Annotated in this window: 13 protein-coding genes; 8 read left to right on the forward strand and 5 right to left on the reverse strand. The window is 72.4% G+C overall.

Annotation, left to right across the window (positions count from 1 at the left end):
• Window positions 1-62: 62 nt before the first annotated feature.
• Window positions 63-980: a DUF2510 domain-containing protein gene (locus ACZ4FH_RS27125; RefSeq protein WP_467308060.1), complete on the reverse strand. Its 918-nt coding sequence runs from the start codon at window positions 978-980 to the stop codon at window positions 63-65.
• A gap of 260 nt (window positions 981-1,240) precedes the next feature.
• On the opposite strand from ACZ4FH_RS27125, the gene ACZ4FH_RS27130 reads away from it, so the two are divergent.
• The 4 genes from ACZ4FH_RS27130 (at window position 1,241) to ACZ4FH_RS27145 (ending at window position 4,688) form a co-directional block, all read left to right on the forward strand.
• Complete coding sequence (locus ACZ4FH_RS27130) at window positions 1,241-2,482, forward strand: cytochrome P450 family protein (protein WP_467308061.1); 1,242 nt, start codon at window positions 1,241-1,243, stop codon at window positions 2,480-2,482.
• A gap of 137 nt (window positions 2,483-2,619) precedes the next feature.
• Window positions 2,620-3,360: a class I SAM-dependent methyltransferase gene (locus tag ACZ4FH_RS27135; RefSeq protein ID WP_467308062.1), complete on the forward strand. Its 741-nt coding sequence runs from the start codon at window positions 2,620-2,622 to the stop codon at window positions 3,358-3,360.
• 63 nt (window positions 3,361-3,423) lie between these two features.
• Window positions 3,424-3,825 carry a nuclear transport factor 2 family protein gene (locus ACZ4FH_RS27140; protein ID WP_467308063.1) on the forward strand — a complete coding sequence of 134 codons (402 nt, stop codon included), beginning with the start codon at window positions 3,424-3,426 and terminating at the stop codon, window positions 3,823-3,825.
• Window positions 3,826-3,926: 101 nt separating this feature from the next.
• Window positions 3,927-4,688 (forward strand): FadR/GntR family transcriptional regulator, encoded by a 762-nt coding sequence (locus ACZ4FH_RS27145; protein WP_383648001.1) that lies wholly within the window; start codon window positions 3,927-3,929, stop codon window positions 4,686-4,688.
• Window positions 4,689-4,705: 17 nt separating this feature from the next.
• Here the strand turns inward: ACZ4FH_RS27145 and ACZ4FH_RS27150 are convergent, their stop codons facing one another.
• On the reverse strand, window positions 4,706-6,382 hold the full coding sequence (locus tag ACZ4FH_RS27150) for an L-lactate permease (protein ID WP_467308065.1): 1,677 nt from the start codon (window positions 6,380-6,382) through the stop codon (window positions 4,706-4,708).
• A gap of 347 nt (window positions 6,383-6,729) precedes the next feature.
• On the opposite strand from ACZ4FH_RS27150, the gene ACZ4FH_RS27155 reads away from it, so the two are divergent.
• From ACZ4FH_RS27155 to ACZ4FH_RS27165, 3 genes are read left to right on the forward strand one after another with little or no spacing between them, the layout of a single operon-like run.
• Window positions 6,730-7,497: a (Fe-S)-binding protein gene (locus ACZ4FH_RS27155; RefSeq protein WP_467308066.1), complete on the forward strand. Its 768-nt coding sequence runs from the start codon at window positions 6,730-6,732 to the stop codon at window positions 7,495-7,497.
• Entirely contained in the window at window positions 7,494-9,041 is a 1,548-nt protein-coding gene (locus ACZ4FH_RS27160) for a LutB/LldF family L-lactate oxidation iron-sulfur protein (protein WP_467308067.1), read from the forward strand. Before ACZ4FH_RS27155 ends, ACZ4FH_RS27160 begins: the two co-directional genes overlap by 4 nt.
• Window positions 9,038-9,670 (forward strand): LutC/YkgG family protein, encoded by a 633-nt coding sequence (locus ACZ4FH_RS27165; protein ID WP_467308069.1) that lies wholly within the window; start codon window positions 9,038-9,040, stop codon window positions 9,668-9,670. Before ACZ4FH_RS27160 ends, ACZ4FH_RS27165 begins: the two co-directional genes overlap by 4 nt.
• Window positions 9,671-9,720: 50 nt before the next feature.
• On the opposite strand, the gene ACZ4FH_RS27170 is transcribed toward ACZ4FH_RS27165, so the two are convergent.
• The 3 genes from ACZ4FH_RS27170 to ACZ4FH_RS27180 form a co-directional block, all read right to left on the reverse strand.
• The gene (locus ACZ4FH_RS27170; RefSeq protein WP_467308070.1) at window positions 9,721-11,622 is read right to left on the reverse strand and encodes a DUF2264 domain-containing protein; all 1,902 of its coding nucleotides are present in this window, start codon (window positions 11,620-11,622) and stop codon (window positions 9,721-9,723) included.
• Window positions 11,619-12,659 carry a hydroxyacid dehydrogenase gene (locus ACZ4FH_RS27175; protein WP_467308071.1) on the reverse strand — a complete coding sequence of 347 codons (1,041 nt, stop codon included), beginning with the start codon at window positions 12,657-12,659 and terminating at the stop codon, window positions 11,619-11,621. The genes ACZ4FH_RS27170 and ACZ4FH_RS27175 overlap by 4 nt, the downstream gene beginning before the upstream one ends.
• Window positions 12,660-12,754: 95 nt before the next feature.
• Window positions 12,755-13,897 (reverse strand): substrate-binding domain-containing protein, encoded by a 1,143-nt coding sequence (locus tag ACZ4FH_RS27180; protein ID WP_467308073.1) that lies wholly within the window; start codon window positions 13,895-13,897, stop codon window positions 12,755-12,757.
• A gap of 140 nt (window positions 13,898-14,037) precedes the next feature.
• On the opposite strand from ACZ4FH_RS27180, the gene ACZ4FH_RS27185 reads away from it, so the two are divergent.
• The gene (locus ACZ4FH_RS27185) at window positions 14,038-14,805 is read left to right on the forward strand and encodes a sulfite exporter TauE/SafE family protein (protein WP_467308074.1); all 768 of its coding nucleotides are present in this window, start codon (window positions 14,038-14,040) and stop codon (window positions 14,803-14,805) included.
• Window positions 14,806-14,846 lie beyond the last annotated feature (41 nt).

Consider the following 14,846-nt stretch of genomic DNA (forward strand, 5'->3'; position numbering starts at 1 on the left):
CGGGCTGTCCGCCTGCCGTCGCGGCCGTTGCGCGCTACGCGGCGGCCGTTATGCGTTACGCGCTACGCGTTGGTGCCGGGGCCCGATCCCGTGCCCGAGGCCGCCTTGATGCCCTTGGTGATCCTGTCCAGATCGGACAGGGCGGGCGCCTTCGGATTGATGTCGAAGCCGGAGCGGACGACGATCAGCATGTCGGGGGAGTGCGGCGAGGGGAAGGCCAGGGACTCCACGTACCCGTCGTCGCCGGTCTTCGTCACCACCTGCCAGCGCACCCGGTAGCCCTGCTGCCCGGCCACGGTGACGCTCTCGGACTTCAGCTGCCGGTGCGAGGTGATGCCGCCGTAGATCTTCTCGCCGTACGACTCCTCGGCGTTGGCCGCGATGTCCTTCTCGGCCGTCGCCTTCGCGGTCTTGGTGGTCAGCTTCAGCGCCGCCGCCGGAACGGAGAACACCCCGCCGCGCACACAGCTCTCGCCGCTGTCACCGGGGCAGGTGTACGTGCCGGTCGTCACCCCGGCGCCCATGCCCGACTCGCCCTTCCAGCCGTCGAGGACCGGAATGCTGATGCCGCTCGCCAGGTCCGTGGCGTAGCCGTCCTCGGTCTTCGGGCGCTGCTGGTCGGGGGCCTGGTCCCCGCCGCCGTTCCCGTTGCCCCCGCCGTCCTCGCCGCCGCCCCGGCCGCCCGGTCCGCCGGGCTGCCGGCTCGGCGCGGAGGAGGGGCCGTCGGACGGGGCCGAGGCCTTCGCGTCCGACGCCGTGGAATCGTCGTCGAGGAGCACGACTCCGCCGCCGATGGCGGCCAGGACCACCACGGCCGCGGTGATGCCGACGCCGATGCGTATCCGGCGGCTGCGGACCGCGGACGGCGGGACCCTGAGGTGATCGGTCCACTGCGTGCCGTCCCACCAGCGCTCCTGGAGGGGGCCATAACCTGTGTACCCGGGGTCTGGATGCCAGCCGGGCGGGCTCGTCTGCGTCACGCGGGCCACCGTATCCGGGCTGCGTGAGAATCCTATGAATCGGGTCGGACGGGCCGGGGTTTGCGCACCGCGACCCGGCCCGGACCGTCCGGCAGGGGCGATTTCGGGCCACTCCCGTCCGATGTCACGATTGTCCGCTTCGGTGTCTTGTCGGTGCCCGGCGCCCCGCGCATGCTGGTGCCCAGTCACCCGGCGTCGCCCCGTGTGCGCCGCGGTGGCCCCGTCGCCACGGCCGAGGCACGCCAGGGAGAGGGACCCGCATGGAATCCGGACGCTGCCCCGTCCTCGACTCGTCCGGCACCCGCCTCCACGCCGAGGCCGCCCGGCTCCGTACCGAAGGCTCCGCGACCCTCGTCGGGCTGCCCGGCGACGTCGTCGCCTGGTCGGTGACCCGGCACGACGTCGTCCGGCGGCTCGCCGCCGACCGGCGGGTCTCCCGCGACGCCCGCCGGCACTGGCCCGCGCTCGCCTCGGTGCCCCAGGAATGGTCCCTGAACGTCTGGGTGCGCGTCGTCAGCGCCTTCACCTCCTACGGCGACGAGCACCGCCGGCTCCGCAACCTCATCGCCACCGCCTTCACGCCCCGGCGCACCGAATCGCTGCGCCCCCTCGTGCGCGCCCTCGTCGACCGGCTGATCACCGGCCTTCGGACCACCGCCCCCGGCGAGAGCGTCGATCTGCGGGCCCGGTTCGCCTATGTGATCCCCACCGAGGTCATCTGCGATCTGTTCGGGGTGCCCGCCGCCATGCGGGCCCGGATGCGGCGGGTCATCGACGCCGCGCTCGACACCGGTGCCCCGCCCGAGCGCGCGGCCGCCGACTACGGCGAACTGCTCGCCTGCATGGCCGATCTGATCGCCGCCAAACGCGCGGAGCCCGGCCCGGACATGACGAGTGATCTGATCGCCGCCCGGGACGGCGAGGCGAAGCTCGACGAGGAACAGCTCGTCTCCACCCTCCTCCTGATGATCGGCGCCGGATCCGAGACCGCCGTCAACCTCATCTCCAAGGCCGTCGTCGCCCTGGTCACCCACCCGGATCAGCTCGCCCTGGTGCGCTCCGGCGGCATCGGCTGGGACGCCGTGATCGAGGAGACCCTGCGCCTCGAAGCACCCATCATGCACATGCCGTTGCGCTACGCGGTCGAGGACATCGACCTCGGGGACGTGGTGATCAGGAAGGGCGAGGCGATCCTCCTCGCCTTCGGCGCGGCGGGCCGCGACCCGGCCCTCCACGGCGACACCGCATGCGAGTTCGACGCCACCCGCGTCTCCCCGGACCATCTGGCCTTCGGCCACGGCGTCCACTTCTGCCTGGGCGCGCCCCTGGGCCGGATGGAGGCGGACATCGCGCTGCGGGCACTGTTCGACGCCTTCCCGGACCTCGCCCTGGCCGTACCGGAGGACCAACTCCGCCCGCAGGCCTCGTTCATCGCCAACGGATACCGCGAACTGCCGGTGGTCCTGCGGCCGGTGGCCGCCCCGGCGGACGCGCGCCGATGACCCGCGGGTGCGCGGCCGGGCACACCGGACCGGCCCATCTGGTCTAGACAATTGATGCGGTCGCTCGCTAGCATCCGCCGCGAAGCGGCCCGCCGCCGACGACCGCGCCGGGCCGGGCGCGGCAGGAACGAGGAACCATGGAAACGACCGCTGCCGACCGCAAGTTCGCCGAGGACTACCGGCACGCCCGCGAGATACCGCGCGACGGGCTCACCGCCTGGCGCGCCGCCGTGGCCGCCGAGGTCGATCTGCGCCCCGGCAGCACCGTCGTGGACGTCGGCGCCGGAACCGGCGCCTTCGCCTCCGCGTTCGCCGACTGGTTCGGCGCCCGGGTGCTCGCCGTGGAGCCCTCCGACGCCATGCGCGCGCTGATCCCGCGCACCGACGACATCTCCGCGCACGACGGCCGCGCCGAGGCGCTGCCCCTGCCGGACGACTGCGCCGACGCGGCCTGGCTCGGCTCCGTCGTCCACCACATCGGCGACCTGGAGGCCGCCGCGGCGGAACTGCGCCGGGTGCTGCGGCCCGGCGCCCCCGTACTCGTCCGCAACTCCTTCCCCGGCCGCTGCGCGCGTGATCTGCGCGTGCGCTTCTTCCCCGGTGCCGAACGCATCGTCGACGGATATCCGACCGTCGAGGAGACCTGCGCGGCCTTCGCCACCGCCGGCTTCTCCCGGGTCGCCCTGCACGCCGTACCGCAGGAGAGCGCGCCGAGCCTCGCCGACTTCGCGGACCGCATACGGCGCGACACCGACGCCAAGCTCCGCGGCCTCACCGACGCCGAGTTCGAACGCGGCATGCTGCGGCTGCGCAGCGCCGCCGCCGAGGAACCGGGCCGCCCGGCCGTCAGCTGGATGGACCTGCTCGTCCTCTCCTGACCCGGCGCGACGTCCGGCGAAACCCCCGTGCGCCCGGAGCGGGCGACCGCCTAGGGTCACCGCATGGACCGGATGAACCGTATGACCGAGAACGACGAGGCGGCCGTCCGGGCGGCCGTCGCGGGTGAACTGCGGCTGCTCGACCCGCGCGTGCGGGCGTCGGACGCCGAGGTGACGGCCCTCCTCGACCCCGAGTTCCTGGAGTTCGGAGCCTCGGGGCGCCGCTACGACCGCACCTCGGTCCTGGCCGTCACCTCCGCCCCCGACGACGACACCGTGCCGGCCGTCGTGAGCGAGATGTCCGGCGTGCGCCTGGCCCCGGACGTCGTCCACCTGACCTATGTCGCGGAGCACGGCGACCGCCGGGTCAGGCGAAGCTCCCTCTGGCGCTGTTCGCCGGACGCCGGCTGGCGCATGTACTTCCACCAGGGCACCCCCACCCGCGAGGGGCGCCCGACCGCCTGAGGTGGATGCGGCGGTATGCCCTTACTCCGGTCCGACCACATGATCTGTGTGACATAGTCGGATTCATGGATTCAGGCCGGAGCGGGGAGCAGGGGCGGCGGATGCCTGTCGAATGGCAGCCCGTACGGCAGTCCCGCACCCATGAACTCGTACTGCAGAGCATCGAGGAGCAGGTCTTCGCGGGGAAGCTGCGGGCCGGCGACCGGCTGCCGCCCGAGCGCGAGCTGGCCCCCGTCTTCGGCGTGAGCCGCTCCGCCCTGCGCGAGGCCCTCCGGGTCCTGGAGACCATCGGCGTGCTGGTCGCCCAGCCCGGCCGGGGCCCGGACTCCGGGGCCCGGATCGTGCGCAACCCCGACGACGCGCTCGGCCGGCTGCTGCGCCTCCACTTCGCCCTCGGCAGCTACAGCCTCCACGACGTGATGGAGGCCCGCGTCGCCCTGGAGCGGGCCAGCTTCGCCGCCGCCGCGACGCACGCGGCCGAGGAGGACCTGGCGGAGGCGGGTGCCGCGGTCGACGGCATGGCGCGTGCGGACATCGCGCCCGAGGAGTTCAACGAACTCGACACCCAGTTCCACGTCAGGGTGGCCAGCAGCTCCGGCAACGCCCTCACCTCGACGCTGACGGCCGCGGTGCGCGAGTCCGTACGGCCGCTCATTCTGAAGGCCCTCGAAGAGGTCGACGACTGGCCGGCCACCCGGGCCGCCCTGAACGGCCAGCACGCCGAACTGCTCCGGCTGGTGCGCGCCGGCGACGGGGAGGCAGCGGCGGACCTGGCCGAACGCCATATCCGAGGCTTCCACGGCACGCTGGTCGACGAGGACCGGACCGGTGCCGCCGGCGACGGGGCCGACGGCACCGCGTAGCACGGGGCCCTGCCCCGTTACGGCAGCATCCAGGACAGGACCGGCGTGGACTGGAGGTAGACCAGCACGCAGAGGACGGCCAGCATCCCGATGCTGTATCCGGCCACCTTGCGAAGCAGGATGCGCTCCGAGCCGGGCATGCCCACCGCCGTCGCCGCGATCGTGAGGTTCTGCGGGCTCACCAGCTTGGCGACCACACCGCCCGAGGTGTTGGCGGCCACCAGCAGCGTCGGATCGATCCCGGCGGTCTGGCCGGCGGTCTGCTGGAGGTTGGCGAACAGGGCGTTGGCCGAGGTGTCGGAGCCGGTCACCGCGGTGCCCAGCCAGCCGAGCGTCGGCGAGAGCAGGGCGAACAGACCGCCCGCCGTCGCCAGCCAGGTGCCGATGGCCACGGTCTGGCCGGACTGGTTCATCACGTAGCTCAGCGCGAGCACGGTGGCGACGGTGGCGATGGCCACCCGCATGTTCTTCAGCGTGCGGCCCGCGGCGGACAGCGCCATGCCCCCGGTCATCGGATAGCTGTCCCGGTCCTTGGCGAACCGGTAGACCAGCGTGACCAGGACGCCCGAGAGGATCAGCAGCGTCCCGGGGTTGCCCAGCACCTCCAGCTTGTAGATCGCGCTGGAGGACGGCTCGCCGCCGGTCGTGAGCAGTTCGCCGTAGAGTCCGGGCCACTCGATCGTCAGATTGGCGTGGGCGAGCAGCGCCGGCACGTCGATCCCGCCGACGTTCAGCTTGGCCAGCGCGAAGATGACGATGACCAGCAGATACGGCAGCACGGCGTAGACGACGCGGTGCCGGGTGAGCGCCTCCGTCTCGACCTGTGAGCGCTGGCCCTCGGGGGTGGCGGGCTTCCAGAAGCGCAGCATCAGCACGGCCGCGCCGAATCCGGCGAGCGAGGCGACGACGTCGGTCAGCTCGTACGCGAAGTGGCCGGAGCACCAGAACTGGGCCAGCGCGAAGACCGCGCCGGTGACCAGGGCGATCGGCCAGAGCTGGCGGATGCCCCGGGTGCCGTCCACCACGAAGAGCAGCAGCAGCGGAACGAACAGCGCGAGCAGCGGGGACTGGCGGCCGATGACCGCGGCGATGTCGTCGGCCGGGATGCCGGTCAGATTGCCCGCCGTGGTGACCGGGATGGCCATCGCGCCGAAGGCCACCGGAGCCGTATTGGCGAGCAGGACCGTCACCGCCGCCTTGACCGGCGGCAGACCGAGCGCCATCAGCATCACGGCGGTGATGGCGACGGGCGCGCCGAAGCCGGCGAGCGCCTCCAGCAGACCGCCGAAACAGAACGCGATCAGCATGGCCTGGACGCGCAGATCGCCCCGGCCCACCGAGCTGAACGAGCGGCGCAGGTCCTCGAAGCGGCCGCTGACGACCGTCAGCTCGTAGAACCAGATCGCCGCGACGACGATCAGCATCACCGGGAACAGGCCGAAGACGAGCCCCTGGGAGGCGGAGAGCAGGCCGAGCCCGACGGGCATCCCGAAGCCGAACACGGCCACCAGCAGGGCCGTGGCCACCGAACCCAGGGCGGACACCAGCGCCGAACGCTTCGCCACCATCAGGAGCACGAAGAACATGGCGAGAGGGATGAGGCTCACCAGCGCGGTGGCCACGAGGCTGTCCGCGACGGCATGGACATCCGGTGTGTACGAAGCAAGCACGGCGGCGGGTGGTGCGGAGGCCACGGGATGACTCCTCGCTGAGTGGTACGGGGCAGGGCGGAGCGAGCCGGGGGAGGGGCACCGGATTCCCGTTTCGGGGAGCGCGGGGGCACATGAGTGCACCGGCGGCGCGAGGTGGGGGGTGGCAGCCGGCGGCTGGTTCCGCGATCAGTAGGACACTGCATATGTCGTATGTCAATAAGGTCTGACCAATTGCCGAGTAGTTCACTTTCCGGCGGTGCGAAGGTGTCAAAGGGGAGAAAGCGCTTGCTCGCCCGGGGTTGAGCGGGAAGTCGGCTGTGCTTCGCTCTCGGCGAATCGGACGGAGGGTAGTATGGTCGGACCACAACTTGCGACCCGGGGAGACTCCTATGCGTATCGGACTCTTCGCCACCTGTCTGGGAGACACGCTCTTCCCCGAGGCGGTGAAATCCACCGCGGTGCTGCTCGCCCGCCTGGGCCACGACGTGGTGTTCCCGCCGGGGCAGACCTGCTGCGGCCAGATGCACGTCAACACCGGCTACCAGCGCGAGCCCGTCCCCCTGGTCCGCAACTTCGCGGAGCAGTTCGGCGACGCCTCCATCGACGCCGTCGTCATGCCGTCCGGCTCCTGCGCGGGCTCGGTCCGCCACCAGCACGAGATCGTCGCCGAACGGTACGGGGACGCGGCGCTCCGCGCGGGCGTGGCCACCGTCAAGGCGAAGACGTACGAGCTGTCCGAGTTCCTGGTCGACGTGCTCGACGCCACCGACGTCGGCGCGTACTTCCCGCACCGCGTCACGTACCACCCCACCTGCCACTCGCTGCGCATGCTCCGGGTCGGTGAGAAGCCGCTGCGGCTGCTGCGGGCCGTCGACGCGATCGACCTCGTCGAACTGCCCGAGGCCGACGCCTGCTGCGGATTCGGCGGCACCTTCGCGGTCAAGAACGCCGACACCTCCACCGCGATGCTCCAGGACAAGATGCGCAACATCGCCACCACGGGGGCCGCCGTGTGCACCGCCGGTGACTCCTCCTGCCTGATGCACATCGGCGGCGGACTCTCCCGGATCAGGTCCGGCACCCGCACCCTGCACCTCGCACAGATCCTCTCCTCCACCCGCACCGCGCCGTACACCCCGACGGAGGCCGCCCGATGAGCAGCAGCACCTTCCTCGGCATGCCCGCGACCCCGCCGCGCTCCCCGTACGGCACCGGAAACCTGCGCGGCGACCGGAAGTTCCCCAAGGCCGCCCACGACGAACTGGGCAACGAGCAGCTGCGCCGCAACCTCGGCCGCGCCACCCACACCATCCGCGCCAAGCGGCTGGCCGTCACCGCCGAACTGCCCGACTGGGAGCGGCTGCGCGACGCCGGTTCGGCCATCAAGACCGACACCATGAACCGCCTCCCCGAACTGCTGGAGGAGCTGGAGCGCAAGGTCACCGAGCACGGCGGCACCGTCCACTGGGCCCGCGACGGCGTCGAGGCCAACGAGATCGTCGCCCGGCTGGTCAAGGAGACCGGCAGCGACGAGGTCATCAAGGTCAAGTCGATGGCCACCCAGGAGATCGGCCTCAACGAGCACCTGGAATCCGTCGGCATCACCGCGTACGAGACGGACCTCGCCGAGCTGATCGTGCAGCTCGCCCACGACAAGCCCTCGCACATCCTCGTGCCCGCGATCCACCGCAACCGGGACGAGATCCGGGAGATCTTCCTCAAGGAGATCCCCGGCGTCGACCCCTCCCTCGACAACGTGCCCGCCCACCTCGCCGCCGCGGCCCGCGCCTATCTGCGCGAGAAGTTCATGACGACGAAGGTCGCCGTCTCGGGTGCCAACTTCGGCATCGCGGAGACCGGCACCCTCTCCGTCGTCGAGTCCGAGGGCAACGGCCGCATGTGCCTGACCCTGCCCGACACCCTGATCACCGTGATGGGCATCGAGAAGGTCCTCCCGCGCTACCAGGACCTGGAGGTCTTCCTCCAGCTGCTGCCGCGCTCCTCCACCGGCGAGCGGATGAACCCGTACACCTCGATGTGGACCGGCGTCACCCCCGGCGACGGCCCCCAGACCTTCCACCTGGTGCTCCTCGACAACGGACGCACGGCGGCCCTCGCCGACAAGGTCGGCCGGGAGGCGCTCAACTGCATCCGCTGCTCGGCCTGCCTCAACGTCTGCCCCGTGTACGAACGCGCCGGCGGCCACGCCTACGGATCGACCTACCCCGGCCCCATCGGCGCCGTCCTCACCCCCCAGCTCGCCGGGATGGACGCGGCCAAGGACGACCCCAACAGCTCGCTGCCCTACGCCTCCAGCCTCTGCGGCGCCTGCTTCGACGCCTGCCCCGTCAAGATCGACATCCCCTCGCTGCTGGTCGAACTCCGCCACCAGCACACCGAACAGGCCGGAACCACCGCGGAGAAGCTGGCGATGAAGGCGGCGGCCGGGGTCATGGGCCGGCCGGCCCTGTTCACCGCCGCGCAGAAGGCGTCCGGGCTCGGGCGCGTCATCGCCGGACGCGACGGGAAGATCTCCCACCTGCCGCCGCCGTTCAACGGCTGGAGCGACAGCCGCGACACCCCCGCACCGCCCAAGGAGACCTTCCGCTCCTGGCTCGCCTCCGACGAGGGCCGCGCCACCATGCGGGCCGCGGCGGCCGAGGGACCCGTACCGAACCGGCAGCAGGAGGAAGAGAAGTGACGACCGCCCGCGCAACCGTACTGGGCCGCGTCCGGGACGCCCTGGCCCTCGCCCCCGTGGCCGGCACCGACGTGCCGCGCGCCTACCGCACGGGCCGCACCCTCCCCGACGACGAGCGCCTCGCCCTCTTCACCGACCGGCTCGTCGACTACAGGGCCCAGGTCCGCACCACCACCGCGGACCGCACGGCCGAGGTCGTGGCCGACGTGCTGACCGGCCTGGAGGCCCGCCGGATCGGCGTGCCCCCGGGGCTCGACCCCCAGTGGCTGACCGCCTACGACGGCGAGGTCCAGCAGGACGCCGCCGGCATCCCGGCCCCCACGCTCGGCGACCTCGACGGCGTCGTCACGGCCTCCGCCGTCAGCTGCGCCGAGACGGGCACGATCTTCCTCGACGGCTCGCCCGACCAGGGACGCCGCGCCCTCTCGCTGGTGCCCGACCTGCATGTGTGCGTCGTCGATCTGTCGACGGTCGAGGTCGGCGTGCCGGAAGCCGTGTCCCGGCTCGTGCCGGAACGGCCGACGACCCTGATCAGCGGCCCCTCGGCCACGTCGGACATCGAACTCGAACGCGTCGAGGGCGTGCACGGGCCGCGCACCCTGGTGGTCGTCATCCGCACCGACGTCTGAGCCCGCGGGGTGCGCGGCGGTCGGGCCGCGCACCCCGCTCCTCCCTCTGCTCAGCCGTGGGTGACGGTCAGTGGGCCGAAGGCGATCCGGGTCCTCGCCGCGCCCCCGGCCCAGGTCACCTCCACGGTGCCGCCGTCGACGCGCACCTCGTCCACCACCGCGTCGAGCCCGGACGCGTCCGGCTCGGCGGTCAGCGAGGCCAGCGCCACGAGGATCTGCGTACCGTCGGAGTCCGCGCCCAGCCGGGGGACTACGGCCCACGGGGTGTACGCCGTGCCCTGCGGCGCACGGACCTCGTCCCGCTCCTCCCAGCCGTGCAGACCGTGCAGCGACGAAGTGAGCCCGGACTCCGGGCCGGTGGCCCAGCCCGTCTCCTCGATCCGGGCCCCGGGCGGAGCGCAGCACACCCGGTGCACCCGCAGTTCGTAACGGCCGCGCACCACCGTGACGCTCTCCACGCGCAGCCCCGGCTCGGTCGACGCCCCGTGCGGGAACACCGGCATGTGCCAGGAGGCGGCCCAGGCCCAGCCGTCACCGCCGCCCGCGCCCAGCGGACGGATCGCGCGGCGCCTGCTGCGCAGACCGTCGACGACCACGGCCAGATGGTTGTCGGCGACGTTGGCACGCGCGGTGGGGCCCGTGACCGTCGAATACGCCTGACGGCTGTACAGCGGATCGTCCTGCGCCGCGTGTTCGCCCTCGTGCGGCCGGAGGTGGTCGCTGCCGTGGTTGTGCAGCCGGACGACGCCGTCCGCCCGGGTGGACTGGACGAGCAGCCCGGGGGCCGGCAGGGCGAGCACCCGGTCGGGGCCCTCGACGGGCGCGGCCTCCTCGGTCGCCGTCCACAGCGGGTGGTCCGCCGGAGCGAGCAGCGAGACGAAGGCCTTGGACGCCCAATAGGGGGAGGCGGGGCCGGAGTAGGGCTGGAGCGTCGCCTCGTGCGGGCCGTGCCAGCCGAGGCTCAGCAGACCGTCGGTGCCGGCCGCGCCCCGGTCCAGGAAGTAGCGCAGTGCTCCGCTGATCACCCGGCGCGAGGCCCCCGCCGTCAGCGGGGTGTCCCCGGTCACCGCCCCCAGCCCGACCGCCGCACCCGCCGCGAAGCGGTAGGTCAGCGACCGGCCGAAGTACACCGGCGCCCCGTCCCCGCCGAACAGCAGGCCGAAACTCTCCAGGTGCTCCCGCAGCCGCGCCCCGTACAGCGCGGCGGGCTCCGTCTCGCCGGACAGATGCGCGTCGAGCACCGGATAGAGGTGCAGCGCCCAGCCGTTGTAGTGGTCGAAGGCGCGGCCGTCGCCGTCGGCGTACCAGCCCTGCCCCCGGTACCAGACCTCCATCAGCGCACGTGCCCGCTCCCGGGCGCGTGCCGTCTCGGCGTCGCCCCGGCCCACGGACTCCAGGAACCCGGCCACCGTGTACGGGAACAGGTACCAGTTGTTCGCCGCGGGCGTGTGCCGCAGTGCGCCCCGCAGCCACTCCTCGGTACGGTCCCGCACCGCCGGCTCCAGCCTGTCCCAGAGCCACGGGCGGGTCAGCCGCAGCCCGATGGCGACCGAGGCGGATTCGACCATGGGCTGGCCGAAGACCCTGTGGTCCCGGATCAGCGGCCAGGACTCGGCGTCGTCACGGCCGGGTGTACGGGTGCCTGCCGCGAGCCCGTCCGCGTACCGGCCGATCCAGCCGTGCGGGTCCGCGCCGCCCGCCCCGGCGACGCGGAACGCGGCGGCCAGAAAGGTGCGCGCGTACCCTTCGAGGCCGTCGGACCGCACCCCGGAGGCGGACGGGCGGCCCGGCAGGTCCAGCAGCGCTCCGCCGGGGGTGGCCCACCGCCAGGCGGCCTTCAGCAGTCCGTCTGCGGCCGCCTCCCAGTGCGCCCGGGTGTAGCCGGTCCGCGGGCTGAGCACCCGGTCGTCGGCGGGGAGTTCCAGCGGGAGGTGCGGATGCGGAGCGCTCATGCGAGGAACGCCAGCCTTTCGCGTCGTACGGGATGGGCGAAGCCGTCGCCCGCGGCCCAGCGCTCCGTCTCGGCGATCGCGAGATCGACCAGGCGCTGCCACTCGTTGCCCTGAGAGCCCGCCAGATGCGGGGTGATCAGGGCGTTCTCGCAGTCCCAGAGCGGGTGCCCGGCGGGCAGCGCGTCCGGGTCGGTGACGTCCAGGACCGCCCGGATCCGGTGCTGCCGGAGCACGTCGACGAGTGCGTCCTGATCGACGACCGCGCCCCGGGCGGTGTTGACGAGCACGGCGTCCGGCCGCATGGACAGCAGCAGTTCACGGCTGACGAGCCCGCGCGTCGCGGGCAGCAGCGGGGTGTGCACGCTCACCAGGTCGCTCTGCGCGAAGAGTTCCGGCAGTGTGACCGATCGGACGCCCAGCTCTTTCGCTTCCGTTTCGGAGACATACGGATCGTGCAGCAGCACCTGGAGGTCGTAGGGGCGCAGCAGCTCCACGACCCGGCGCCCGATCAGCGAGGCGGACAGGATGCCCACGGTGCGACCGTAGTTGCCGAGGGCGGGCGACGTGGTGAGCGAATCGTCGCGACGGCGTTCGGTCCGGTAGGCGTGTGCGCGCTCCAGGGCCCGTTTGCCGGAGAGCAGGATCATCGCGACGGTGTACTCGGCGACCGGGAGCGCGTTGGCGGCGGCGGCCGACGAGACCTCGATGCCGCGCTCCCAGCAGGCGTCCGTGATGTGGCCGCGCACGCTGCCCGCCGTGTGGACCACGGCCCGCAGCCGCGGCGCGGCCGCCAGCACGGCGTCGTCCAGAGGCGGACAGCCCCAGCCCGTGACCAGCAGTTCGGTGTCCGCGAGCACGGCCCGCGCCCGGTCGGTGGTGAAGTCGTCGAGTACGGGCAGCGGCGCGAGTTCGCACACCCGGGACAGGGCGGCCAGCGCGTCGGGGCCGAGCAGCGCGGTCGCGGTGTCCGCCCGCATGGCGAGCGCGGCGCGCGGCCGGTGGCCCGCGCCGGCCGGGACGGGAAGGGTGCCGGTCATCGTTCTCCTCCGCGGCTTCCGATGTGAAGTCACGAGGAATCCTGATCGTTTGATCGATCTTGGTCAAGCAATCGATCAAAAGAAAGTGGAAACGATCAAACGATCATTTCGAAAGGCGGGGGCCTTTCGTTCACCGATCCGCGCACCTTGAGCGTCGGCAGCAGCTCGATGCGGCAGACCGGTCCCGTGGTGCCCGGCGGTCCGGACAGCCGACGCAGCAGCAGTTCGGCGGCGGTCCGGCCGATCTCCATCTTCGGGGGCGAGACCGCCGTCAGCGGAGTGCTGCCCAACGCCGCCACCACGTCGTCGTACGCCACCACCGAGCAGTCCCGGGGCACCTCCAGCCCGTTCTCCACGAGGCGCTGCACCAGCATCAGGGCGTCGATGTCCCCGTGCAGCACGGCGGCAGTGGCCCCGCGGCTGCGCAGTGCCGCACCGAGGTCGAGCGGTGCGCCGACCGGTGTGCGCGGCGGCCCGGAGGGGCCGTGCTCCGCGGCGTCCGGCGAGCTGAGCACCACCGACCAGTCCGTCACCTCCGGCCGCTCCGCGGCGATCTCGGCGAACGCCGCCCGCACCGTCCGGGCCGTCGGACTGTCGTCGCGGGCGGCCAGCACGATCCTTCGGTGACCCGCCGCCACCAGGTGTTCCACGGCGAGATGGACTCCGTACCAGTGGTCGGAGCAGACCGAGTCCAGTGCGTGCAGGGCGCTGCCCGGACGGGGCCGCCGCTCCATCAGCACCGTCGGCACACCGAGCCGCGCGAGCCAGGCGTGGTCCAGCTCCTCGGCGTGCGTGCTCGGCCACCTCGGGGCGATCAGCAGGCCCCGCGCCCCGTCGGCCAGCGCCCGTTCCACGAGCCGCCGTTCCGCGCCCGGCCCCTGCGGTGCGATGTGCAGGGCGATCCGGATCCCGGCCTCCTCCAGTACGCTCCGCGCCCCGTGCAGCGTCTCGTGGAGATACGAGTGGCGCTCCGGGACGACCAGGGCGATCGCTCCGCCCCCGGCCGGATCGCCCACGCGTGGCGCGGGCACCGAGGCCTGAGCGGTCCGGTCGTCGAGGGGCCGGGCGACCCCGCGTCCGCGCCGCAGCAACCCGTCACGGTCCATCTCGTCCACGTCCCGCCGGGCGGTGACGGTCGATACACCCAGTTCGGCCGCGAGCGCGGTCACTTGGACGGCGCCCCGTGACTCGACCATCGCCAGAATGCGCTGACGCCTCAGTTCCATCTGCTCCTGCATGGTGCAGGCCCCCTTGCCGTGCGCTGGGCGACTTTCGTTTGGCCGCTTTCGTTTGAGCGTTTGGCCGCAGCATATCGATCAAACGAAAGGACTCGGCCCGAACCAACCCCTGCACATACGTACTACGCTCATCCCTCGGCATGGACACGCTCACCCTCTGGCAACTGGCGGCACTGGCCGCGGCATCCGCACTCGTCGGCTTCTCCAAGACGGCCGTCAGCGGTGCCAACACGATCAGCCTCGCGGTCTTCGCGGCGGTACTCCCCGCCCGGGAATCCACCGGAGTGCTGCTCCCGATCCTGATCGCGGGCGATGTGCTCGCGGTGCTCAGCTACCGGCGCCACGCGCACTGGCCGACGCTGCTACGGGTCTTTCCGGCCGTGGCCGTGGGCGTCGTGGCGGGAACGGTGTTCATGCTGTGGGCCGACGACGCGGCTGTCCGCATCTCCATCGGCGCGATCCTGCTCTTCATGGCAGGGGTGACCATGTGGCGGCGGCGCACCGCGACGGAGGCCGGGGAACCCGAGGCGGCGGGACCGCCGACCGCCGCGGGGCGGCTCAAGGCCCGCGGATACGGGGTGCTCGGCGGTTTCACCACGATGGTCGCAAACGCGGGCGGCCCCGTGATGTCGCTCTATCTGCTCTCGGCGGGCTTTCGGAAGCTCGGCTTCCTCGGGACGTCCGCGTGGTTCTTCCTCATCGTGAACACGTCCAAGGTGCCGTTCAGCGTGGGTCTCGGCCTGATCGACGCGTGGTCGCTGCTGCTCGACGCCTGCATGCTGCTGTTCGTCCTGCCGGGTGCCTGGATCGGCCGGCGCTGTGTGGACCGGATCAACCAGCGGCTCTTCGAGCGTCTCGTCCTGGGCGCCACCGTCCTCGGTGGCCTCCAGCTCCTCCTGAATCCGTGACGGGGCCCCGCCCGGCCGATGCCGGACGGGGCCCCGTCACG

Source organism: Streptomyces sp. NPDC024555 (genome assembly GCF_055559335.1).